Source organism: Vibrio sp. AIC-3 (assembly GCF_013114515.1).
Classification (GTDB): domain Bacteria; phylum Pseudomonadota; class Gammaproteobacteria; order Enterobacterales; family Vibrionaceae; genus Vibrio; species Vibrio crassostreae_C.
Window position 1 is genome coordinate 1 of sequence record NZ_VTXG01000052.1, and the last position, 10,910, is coordinate 10,910.

Here is a 10,910-nt window from a genome sequence, read left to right on the forward strand (position 1 = left end):
AAATACCAACCTTCGTTACATTGTCAAAGCCGCTACTTTATTCAGGCTCCTAGGTTCATCTGGTGATACAGATGGTTCACTCGTTTAGCGGTGAACAGCGCTTCGTACGACTTCACGTCGCACGCCCCAAACTTTGTTAGAACTAATAGACACTTCAAAGTAGTGACATGCACTTTGAATAACGTAATCTAATGCAAAATGAATGGATGATTGGACTAACATGTTTAATCCAATCAGGAATGAGCAAGTAATAGAAATAGTGCTGACCTTTGTGGTTATGCTTCTCTCATGAAAGCCAGCACTTTCGCGGATTAATTCACTTCTGAAAGTTTAAGAGCGGGACTTTTTTTCTGATTTAGTAAGATACTAATCAACGCTAATACCGTAAAGACTAAGCTTGATAGGAATAGGTTTTCTACACCGAACTGAGAGATAAACCACCCAGCGACTATCGAGCCAATGGTGATCCCAAAGTTTGAAAAAGAGATGTAAAGACTATTTGCAAATACTTTCGCATCACCGGCGTTATCCATGACCCATGTTTGGCTCACAACCAAGCCAGCAGAGTGTACTGCACCCCAAAACGCGACCATTGCTACCATAAATGAGAACGAGAAACCCATGAAGTATACAACAAGATAGATAAGGCCAAGTGTAATAGGGTAAAGCATCACGGTCTTTTTCATGTTTTTGCCAAGTAGTTTGCCAAAGATGAAGTTACCAAAGATACCAAATACACCGAACACCATCAGCATGGCACTGATCCACGTACCGTTCATATTTGTTACTGTGCTTAAGTATTGAGTAATAAAGCTGTACGAAGAAAACATCGCTGCAAATACGAATATTACAGTCGATAAAGACAGCCACATGGACTTGCTACGTAAAATAGTCACTTGAGAGCCGAATGACATTTTTTCCTTTACAGGCGCGCTTTCCATCAAGAACATCACACTCACTAACGCAATGGCACAAGCAGTTAAGCCAAAGTAAAAGGCATAAGCGAGAGAATACTGTTCAGCTAGAAAAGCGCTAATCGGAATACCGAAGACCAAACCAACAGCGACACCACCGAATACTTTTGCTGCGGCGTTGCTTTGCTCTTCTACTGGAACCATAGAAGTGGCTGCTACCAATGCAACTGAAAAGAAAACAGCATGCATCAAGGCTGGCAGTACGCGAAATATCATCATGGTTGTATAATCTTGCGTCATTGCATACACCAGATTCGATAGAACGAACAAAGAAAGAATGCCAATTAAAACGTATTTTCTATTCCACCCAGACATCATTAACGTAATAAATGGTCCACTCACCGCCACGACGACAGCGTAAACACTGACTAACAGGCCAGCTTCTTGTACATCAATATTGAAGTCTTTCATGACTTGTGGAAGGAGACCGATAATACCCAGCTCTGTCGTGATAACGCCAAAAACGGCTAAAGATAGAGCAAAGATAAACAAGCTTTGTTTTTTCATTGTTTCAACTCAAATTATTAATATGCGGTAATTACGTACCGTCGATATTGGTTGTTGTTAGAGCCCTAAGTCCAAGTATTGGAAAAGTGGCACAAAAATGTTGTTTTTTATCCAATAAAAATGCCGTTTTCAATGTGATTGAATTCGGCAAATTATCGGAATTCGCATTTTCAAAGGGGGAATGGCTTCTATTTATCCCGATGACATGCGCTTAGAACCGTGTTGTACGAAACTTGCAAGTGACGACTGGTTGCTCGCTTTCCATGATTTTGTGCGGTCATTTCAATAATTCTGCTCCTAATGCCTGGTTTGCAGGCTTCGTAACAATAATTCACTTGAAACGTGCGACAGCAACTCAGGCAGCGATACCTTTGGTGGCCTTTAGGACCATAGCCATGTTTTACCACGCTGCCACTCTTACAACAGAAGCGGCAGTTGGGTTTATTCGTTGTCACATCGAACCTCAAAGTCTCAGTGAGAGATACCGAGAATCTCTTGAATGTAATTATCAAGTTGGATTGCATGATAGGGGATAACCCATGTCGAATTAAGTCCCTTAAATTATTAATACATATTCCCACCAGGACTTAATGTGTTTTTTTGCAGCGTTAGACTGAACATCAAGCTCAGAAGAAAGCAAAACAAGTGTCTGTTTTTAAATGATTTATTATCTGGTCTCTTTCGATAAATAGAAAGTGTGATGAATGCACACAATTTAGCCGTTATGTTGATTTGCTAAAAAACACCCAGTTGACGACTCGAATATGCCATGACACATTTTGCGCCCTGCTTCGGTATGCCGTTTAGTGTGAGTGCATATCGGTTTAACACGTTATGAGATGATTTAACCTTATGAAAAAATGGAAGAAAACACTTTTAGCCTCTTCGGGTATTTTACTTTCCTCAATGGCTTTTGCGGGTAATGAGCAGAGTCAAACAAACAGTGAGTTTCCAATCCCTGCTGGCTTTGAAAGTAACTTCAAAGATGTGAATGGTGTAAAGCTTCACTATGTAGTTGGAGGTGAAGGACCTCTGGTACTTATGGTCCATGGGTATGGCCAAACATGGTATGAGTGGCATCAGCTAATGCCAAAGCTAGCTAAAGATCATCGCGTTGTCGCAGTCGACATGCCAGGTCTTGGACAGTCTGAGCCATTAGATTCAACCTATTCTGGGTTAGATGTTTATCCTTATCTTCATGGTCTTGCGAAAAGCTTCAGTCCTGATGAGCCTTTCGATGTCGTTGCACATGATACAGGGGTTTGGATGACGTATCCGATGATCGCACAGCACCAAGACGATATATCGAAAGTGATATATTTTGATTCTATTATTCCAGACGATACTATCTATACTTTCCCGTCTTTTACTCCAGAAGGCGAAGCCTCTACGTGGCACTGGAGTTTTTATACTGCTGAAAACAACTTTGCAGAAAACATTATTGAAGGTAAGGAAAAGTTGTTTCTTTCTCATATCATCAAGAAACACGCGACCAATAAAGAAGTATTTACAGACGAACTGCTTGATTTGTATGCAAAGTCGTATGCTAAGCCAGAAACCTTACATGCTGCGTTTGAGTACTATCGTTCATTTACTACCTCAGCAGAGCAGAACAAAGAAATCGTTAAAGACCATAAGCTAAAAATGCCTGTACTTGTTATTCCAGGAGACAGCAATGGCGGTGGACTGGGTGATGCCTTCCTTAATCAGGTAAAAAAATACGGTGACAATGTTCAAGGGGAAACGATACAAGGATGTGGCCACTGGTTACCAGAAGAGTGTCCTGCGACAGTAGAGCCTTTAGTTATTGACTTTCTGAATAAAAAATAATTTACAAAACTGAGCTGAGTTTTGTTTCTATTGCGGTCTTCATTGCTGCTATAGACTGTCTATCATTGTTGTTAATACATACCCTAGAGTGAACGCTAGGGTATTTTTTCATTTGAGCGGTGATGAGCCTAAAGCGTTGGAGAGATTCAGAGAACAATGGCGATTGAGTTGATTCGTGCTCAGTCATATCGCGATACAACGAGCACGCATTATTCGTTGTCTAGTTCAGAATGTACCCAGCGAGAAAACGCTTGAAATTTTGCTCTCGTTTCCATGCCTTTAGGACAAACCAAATCGTAGCCCTTTCCTGATTCAATATGTGGAAATGGCGCGACTAATCTCCCCGCTTGGATTAAAGGTAGCGCAAATTCATATCGAGCAAGGAATATACCAAGCGATAATTCCGCTGCTTCCATCGCCAGCCTGTTATCACTATAGAAATCACATCGCTTTTCGCAGTCGATGCCGACATTCATCTCATCTAACCAATACTGCCACGCACTCGTATCCCCTCTATGGATAAAATTAACGTCAGATAGAGCGCTCAACCCATTGTGAAGGCCATGCTCGGCGGCGTAATCAACACTGCACACAGGTGTTCTTTTCCCTGAAAACAGTCGCTCACTGTAGTGGTTTGGATACCGCCCTTGGCTATAAAAAATCGCCACATCGTAAGGCTCAAATTGAAAATCAGATTGATTTTGTTTGGTTTGCAGCTTGATGCTTAGATTGGGGTATAGCTGACGAAGTGAAGGGAGTTTCGGGATCAGCCAAGCAGAGGCGAAATAAGGTGATGTCGCTATATGTAAGCTACCAGTCAACTCTCCGGTTTGAATGTCAGAAAGGGTGGAAAATATGGACTCAAATGATGAGTTCAAAACACTCAGAACTCTTTGTCCCTCCGGGGTGAGCTCTAACTTTCGGGTTTTTCTAATGAATAGATTGAATTGAAGCTGCATTTCCAGTTTTTTAATTCGCTGGCTCACCCCACCTTGGGTCAGAAAGAGCTCCTCTGCTGCCTTGGTAAAACTCAAGTGGCGCGCTGCAACGCTAAAAGTATGAAGCAGAGAAAGCTGCTGTTGTTGATTGGTTATTGAGCTCATGCATTACTCTAGTTAATTCATTCAGAGGTATTGTTCGTTTGTTCGAAGCTGTGAGTCATTATAGATTAATTTGTGTAATGTCACATTACAAGGACGTTAATGGAGACTCAATCAAGAAGCGCAACGTTGTCGATGACGGAAAGTTCAACACGGGCATCGGAACGGATAGCGCTATGACAAGAATCGATAAGATATAACTTGGATGAGATACGATGAAACTTATATTAAATGCTGATGATTTTGGGCTGACGGAGTCGGTGAACTTGGGGATTGCGGATTGTTTTCGTGCCGGAACCGTAAAATCGACCACCATCATGATGAACCAACCTGGCGTCGCTCATGCGTCACAGCTCTATCAACGTGGCCTTATTTCTGAAGTTGGACTGCATTTTACAGTGACATCTGGTCAACCCATTTCAGATCCTACATTGGTTCCAACACTGGTCGACGAGAATGGTCATTTTTTTGATAGAAAGACCCTATTTAATAAATCTGATGTGTCTTCTGATGAAGTCTTTAAAGAGTGTATGGCGCAATATCAAGCGGCTTTAGATGCGGGATTTAATATTAATCATATCGATAGCCACCATTTTGCTGGTGCCTACCGTCCTCTTAAGATAGGTTTCACGCAGGCAGCGAATGAAATAGGTCTTCCAGTTAGGCGTATTGATAGCTTTATACAGGGTCAAAGTTTACTGTCGGTTCCTACCCCAGATGCGTTTGATATGGGCTTTCATGCTGAAGGTGTCAATATTGAATACCTCAAAGCAGTATTACTGGCTTATCAAGACAGCATGCCTAACAGTACGATTGAATTAATGTGCCACCCAGCAAGGACGCTAACTGAAGAGCTAGATGAAATCTCTAGCTATGCTCATGCTCGTATTGAAGAGTGGAAGATTCTAACCAGCGATGAGCTTTCTCTCTGGCTAAGAAAAAATGGTATTGAATGCGTTGGTTTCGATGCACTTCATGCTTAAGTCCGCGAGGTAATCTTCGTAGCGACAAGATAAACCATCTGCCTTGTTAGGTCGTTAAAACAGTTCCTTTCGGTTCAATAAGTCAACACAACAATAAAGGGTGACATTGTGGTAAATCCTACCGTACTTTCCCAAGTTAATATCTATCCAGTCAAATCCAGTGGCGGGCTTTCTCTCTCTTCTTCATGGGTCGAAAAGCAAGGCCTTGTTTTTGATCGTCGCTTTATGTTGGCGTTAACTGGTGATGATGTCTCCGCCTCGGCTAAATACCCAACCATGGTGACGGCGCGCCAGTATCCAAATATGGTGAAGGTGAGTTCTAGTCTAATGCCAACCGGTGTCATTTTTTCTTACCCTGGGCTGGCGGCACTAAAATTACACTACTCTACCTTCAAAATGCAGGCGACAGATGCCAGTGTTTGGAGAGACCACTTTTCCGCCTATACAACAACCGATGAAGCGAATGACTGGTTTAGCCAAGTAATTGGGAAGCGAGTTGAGTTACTGTTTACTGGCGAGCAATCTAAGCGTGTGAAAGAAAACCTTGGTCATAATGTGAGCTTTGCCGACGGATTTCCTGTTTTGCTTATTAGCTCTGGCTCATTAGCGGAGCTAAATAGACGCAGCAGCGAAGTTCACACCATGGAACAGTTTCGTACCAACCTGGTGGTGCAATCAGACGAACCTTTTATCGAAGACTCATGGAAGCGTATCAAAATAGGTGATGTCGAATTTGAAATTGTAGAGCCGTGTGAGCGGTGCATTTTAACGACACTTGATCTGGAAAATGGAGAGTTTAGGAACAGTAAAGAGCCATTGACGACCTTTTCGCGCTTTAGAGCCAACGAGAAAGGCAAAATATTTTTCGGGCAAAACCTTGTAGCGAAAAACGAAGGTGTTGTCTCTATCAATGATGCTATCGAAGTACTTGAGTATAAATCCAAGGAGTTTTATGAAGATCTCGATGCCAAAAAACAAGAGTTGATTTGCGTTGAAAGAGAATCAGTAGCAAGAAATTTCGAGACATTTTGGTTTGAGCCCAAAAGCGGCATGGTGCCTGAGTATAAAGCGGGACAACATCTTCCTATTGAGCTCATGATTAATGGCAAACTGACCAAACGAATGTATACGCTGTCATCTAGCCCCTCTCGGCCAGAGCGTTTGTCTATTTCAGTGAAGCGGGTCAATGGTGGTGAAGTCTCCAATTGGTTATTCAACCACTTACAAGTTGGCAATACCATTATTGCGGATCAACCCAAAGGCACTTTCCATATTGCCAACGAATCGAATGAGCCGCTGTTGTTACTTTCTGCCGGTAGCGGTGTGACACCCATGATCTCCATACTTCGGTACTTGACTGACCAACGGGATACTCGTGATATTGCGTTTTATCATCAATGTTTGACTGAAGCGGATATTCCATTCATGGAAGAGCTCCTTATGCTAGAAAAACAACACGCCAATGTCACTGTGACTCTAGCCCTTAGTGAGCCATCAACTGATTGGCTTGGCGAAAAGGGGCATTTTAGTCGTACTCATTTAAATCAAATTTCAGAGTTTCACAAACGACAAGTTTTTGTATGTGGTCCTGGTGGTTTCATGGAGAGTGTAAAGCACTTGATGATAGAGAGTGGGCTGCCTGAAGAACAGTACCACCAAGAGACATTTGGTGTTGCAAGAGTGAACGACGAGAGCCATAAGATGGTCCAAATCAACCTTGATGGAGTCGTATTTGAGGGAAGCAACCAGCGCACCGTTCTGGAGCAAGCTGAAGCAGCAGGGCTTTCTATTTCGAATAACTGCAGAGCTGGTTTCTGCGGCGCCTGCAAAGTCACGGTGAAATCAGGAGAGGTTTACCAGCCCGATGCGCCTGGAATTGAAGACAGTGACAAGGCGAAAGGAATGGCCCTAGCTTGCTGCGCGATACCTAAGACAAATGTAAATATTGTTAGCTAGTATGTAGGTTTTATTATGATTGAGGCCACCATCAAACTTTTATAGTGGCCTCAATATCGTTGGACTATCTAAAACACAATAACACCCAAATGACCTCCAATGTCATGCTTCGATTAGTCAACATTACAAAGAAGCCTCAAAAATATCTGGATGACGGCTCGATAATGCAATGATTTCATCTATGATGACTCTTATTTTAGGCAGAATGTAAGGTGTTTTTAGCCAAACAATACTGATGGGCGCTCCTTCGCCATTGAGTTTCTCTAATACAGGGCATAATTGTCCATCATCAAGGTATTGCTTCACTAACCATACTGGTAGTTGAGCTAAACCGGCGCCAGATAAAGCCGATTGTAAAATGCCTTCACAATCGGCTATCTCATGACGTGCTGAAATATCGACAGATTCGGTTGCCCCTTTAGCATTTCTCAGTAACCAGCTATGCCTTTGTCCTATAGGCCAGCCGACGATGCAATCATGTTGAGCTAGATCTTCTTTTTTAGTAATCGGTGCTCGAGCCGACAAATAAGAGGGAGAGGCACATATCACCCTTTTTTGCTCCCCAATTTTACGTGCAACAATATCGCCCGAGTTTTCTAAGTGCCCAACGCGGATCGCAAGATCAATCCCGTCACTGACTAAATCCGTAGGACGGTCATTAAAGGTAATAGATAGATCTAATTGCTCGAACTTGGACGTTAATTCTAGCAACTTGGGTAGGATTGCTCTTCTACCGAGAACTGCGGGTAAATCAATACGCACACGCCCTGATGGCAATAATTGTTGATTGCTTAAGCGCTTCTCTGCTTCCTCTAAAATAGTCATCGCTTTAAGGCAGTCGGCTAAATAGGAATCCCCATCATTGGTCAACGCGATGCGTCGAGTTGTTCGATGAAGGAGTTTGGTGCCTAGCTGCTTTTCTAGTCGAGCAACGCTTTTACTTAAAGCTGAACCGGTCATCCCAAGCGCTTGGGCCGCAAGGGTAAAACTCCCCAACTGCGCAACGGTGACAAAGTGACGAACTTCCACAAACTGGCTTTTTAACATTAATTAATTCCCTGTAGGACTTTATGTTTGTCATTATATGGACTTAATAAGCAGATGTGAATCGATTATTCTGCGTACATCAACGAGATGATTACATCGACTTTTCAATTAAGGTAAACATGATGAATAACTTCAATAGATTCAAAGGTAAGGTCGCTTTTATCCAAGGTGGCAGTCGCGGTATTGGTGCCGCCATTGTTGAGAGATTGGCATTGGAGGGAGCGTCTGTTGCTTTTACATTTGTGTCATCCCACGGAAAAGCCAAAGCGCTTGCGGAGAGCTTAACTTTACAAGGTGGCAAAGTCATCGCAATAAAGGCGGATAGCACTAAACCTGAAGATATCAGAAATGCAATCAGCGAAACCATAGAACAACTTGGTCAAATTGATATTGTCGTAAACAATTCAGGTACGCTGATCTGGGACAGTATTGAAAATTTGACGATGGATGATTGGGACAAGACCATCAATACCAACGTACGAAGTGTGTTTGTGGCTATTCATGAAGCCACGAAGCACATGAATAATAATGGCAGAATAATCAATATCAGTAGTACGAACGCTCAGCGGATTCCCTTTGCTGGCGGTTCTATATATGGAATGAGCAAGTCTGCACTAACCGGATTGGTCAAAGGTCTCTCTCGCGATTTAGGCCCTAGAGGCATTACAGTCAATAATATTTTACCTGGTCCGGTAGATACCGACTTAAACCCAGACAATGGCGATACTTCAGAGCCTGTAAAAGCTATTGGTGCACTTGGTCGTTATGGTCAAGTAGAGGAGATTGCGAGCTTAGTAGCATTCGTCGCTAGCTCAGAAGCGGGTTACATCACTGGTGCTGACTTGATGATCGACGGTGGCTTTTCCTCTTAATCGAAATACACGGTCGAGTCACTCACGATTGATCAATCCAACCTCAAGCAATCATCACTTCATGATGAGCAAAGAGAGATACGATGATTGGCCTACATCCAAGGTCAATCATTCAGCACCTATCAGTTTTGAACAGTTTTGCACGCTTGCTAATGACATCCAGTTGTTACCACATAAACATCCGATGTTAAATATCGAGCTCCCCAATAAAACAGATAGCGTATTAAAAAATTAGCGTTATTAAAACGAATGCTTAGTCTTATTCCATTTCTAAACAGAGAGGTAAATTACTTCTATGGACGACCCCTTTAGGTGCCGTTTTATCCCATTGTCTTCTTGTATTAAGGAGATTAGCACATGTTAGAGCTCTTTCTACAACCCGAAATCTGGGTAGTATTTGCAACGTTATTGATCCTTGAAATTGTTTTGGGGGTCGATAATGTCGTCTTCATTTCTGTTCTATGTGAGCGACTCCCAGTACAGCAACGCAAAGTTGCACGTAATTTAGGTATTGCTCTGGCGGTGTTAACGCGTATAGGTCTCGTGTTTTCTATTTCGTGGGTGATGTCTCTGACTAATCCTTTGCTGAGCTTCGCCCATACAACCTTCACCGGGCGAGATATTATTATGATATTGGGTGGTGGTTTTTTGTTGGCTAAAAGTGCGAAAGAACTTTGGTCATGGTTAAGACATACACCATCGTCATATTCGACTCGAGCTAGGACTGGACTCGCCGTCGTACTTCTCCAGATTGTGGCGGTAGATGCCGTTTTTTTTATGGATTCAGTCATAACCGCCGTTGGTTTAACATCTGAAGTGCCAGTTATGATAGCTGCTATTTTGACATCTGCGATTTTTATGATTTTAACGGCGGAAAAAATCAACGACTTAGTTACTCGTTACCCTGGATTTAAAACATTGGCTTTACTGTTTTTGGTTTTATTGGGCGGACTACTAATGGCGGAAGGTTTAGCCATTCATATCAATAAAGGCTATGTGTACTTTGCTATGGTTTTCGGACTAACGCTTGAGTTATGTCATATACAAATAAAAAACAAACAGAAGCGAACCTTAGTCATCCAGCGAATTAAAGCATTCCAGTCTAAAACAGGTCAGGAGGTACTCTAACCTGTTAAGGGTTCTATACAAGGAATGACCGTAAAAAATCATAAGCGATCATTGACTCCATTGAGAAATCATTTTGTTTCTACATTCTCTAAAGGTTGTTGATAGATCAAAGAAACACATCTTCAGTATTTAGTTTGATCTATTTTATTTTCATAGGGTAATAAATGAAAAATTCCAAACCAGCTTGTCGTCTAGCTTTCGTAGGGTTGTTTATAGCAATAGTGGCTACCTTGTTTGTCAGTGTGGTCAAGGCAGAACCACTGACTACAGGTTGGTTGAAAAACCCCAACCACCCACCAGTCGAGACACGATTTGTCATCAGCGGGCAGGTTGATGCCGAGAGTAAGACGGTTGCTGGTTTTCTAGAAGTGCGCTTAGCGGGTGACTGGAAAACCTATTGGAGAAGCCCTCGGTGTTTTTCAAGGTAGTTGTCATCATTTGCTTACTTATTAAGCAGCTTCTCTTTCTGGATTTAGGTGAACGTCACCAACAGGCGCACAGTTCCTGATATCA

9 protein-coding genes and 1 pseudogene are annotated in these 10,910 nt (G+C 42.4%); 6 read left to right on the forward strand and 4 right to left on the reverse strand.

The features are described from left to right. Positions 1-311: 311 nt before the first annotated feature. Complete coding sequence (locus tag F0229_RS21220; RefSeq protein WP_171733655.1) at positions 312-1,481, reverse strand: MFS transporter; 1,170 nt, start codon at positions 1,479-1,481, stop codon at positions 312-314. A 188-nt stretch (positions 1,482-1,669) separates the two neighbouring features. Then, positions 1,670-2,005: an IS1-like element transposase gene (locus F0229_RS22085; RefSeq protein ID WP_367613548.1), complete on the reverse strand. Its 336-nt coding sequence runs from the start codon at positions 2,003-2,005 to the stop codon at positions 1,670-1,672. A 328-nt stretch (positions 2,006-2,333) separates the two neighbouring features. Here F0229_RS22085 and F0229_RS21230 point away from each other — a divergent pair, with 328 nt between their 5' ends. Then, positions 2,334-3,311, forward strand: coding sequence for an alpha/beta fold hydrolase (locus tag F0229_RS21230; protein WP_171733656.1), 978 nt, complete (start codon positions 2,334-2,336; stop codon positions 3,309-3,311). A 209-nt stretch (positions 3,312-3,520) separates the two neighbouring features. On the opposite strand, the gene F0229_RS21235 is transcribed toward F0229_RS21230, so the two are convergent. Beyond that, positions 3,521-4,414, reverse strand: coding sequence for a LysR substrate-binding domain-containing protein (locus F0229_RS21235; protein ID WP_171733657.1), 894 nt, complete (start codon positions 4,412-4,414; stop codon positions 3,521-3,523). A 212-nt stretch (positions 4,415-4,626) separates the two neighbouring features. Here F0229_RS21235 and F0229_RS21240 point away from each other — a divergent pair, with 212 nt between their 5' ends. Together F0229_RS21240 and F0229_RS21245 are read left to right on the forward strand one after the other, a co-directional pair. Beyond that, positions 4,627-5,394: a carbohydrate deacetylase gene (locus F0229_RS21240; RefSeq protein WP_171733658.1), complete on the forward strand. Its 768-nt coding sequence runs from the start codon at positions 4,627-4,629 to the stop codon at positions 5,392-5,394. A gap of 108 nt (positions 5,395-5,502) precedes the next feature. Further along, positions 5,503-7,350, forward strand: coding sequence for an MOSC N-terminal beta barrel domain-containing protein (locus F0229_RS21245; protein WP_171733659.1), 1,848 nt, complete (start codon positions 5,503-5,505; stop codon positions 7,348-7,350). 123 nt (positions 7,351-7,473) lie between these two features. On the opposite strand, the gene F0229_RS21250 is transcribed toward F0229_RS21245, so the two are convergent. After that, entirely contained in the window at positions 7,474-8,397 is a 924-nt protein-coding gene (locus tag F0229_RS21250; protein WP_016788378.1) for a LysR family transcriptional regulator, read from the reverse strand. Positions 8,398-8,453: 56 nt separating this feature from the next. On the opposite strand from F0229_RS21250, the gene F0229_RS21255 reads away from it, so the two are divergent. The 3 genes and pseudogenes from F0229_RS21255 to F0229_RS21945 all read left to right on the forward strand — a co-directional run. Next, positions 8,454-9,269: a 3-oxoacyl-ACP reductase family protein gene (locus F0229_RS21255; RefSeq protein ID WP_367613549.1), complete on the forward strand. Its 816-nt coding sequence runs from the start codon at positions 8,454-8,456 to the stop codon at positions 9,267-9,269. A gap of 357 nt (positions 9,270-9,626) precedes the next feature. Next, entirely contained in the window at positions 9,627-10,397 is a 771-nt protein-coding gene (locus F0229_RS21260) for a TerC family protein (protein ID WP_171733660.1), read from the forward strand. A gap of 164 nt (positions 10,398-10,561) precedes the next feature. Then, positions 10,562-10,807: pseudogene (locus F0229_RS21945) on the forward strand (cytochrome C biogenesis protein); the annotation flags it as partial. Between the last annotated feature and the right edge of the window lie 103 nt (positions 10,808-10,910).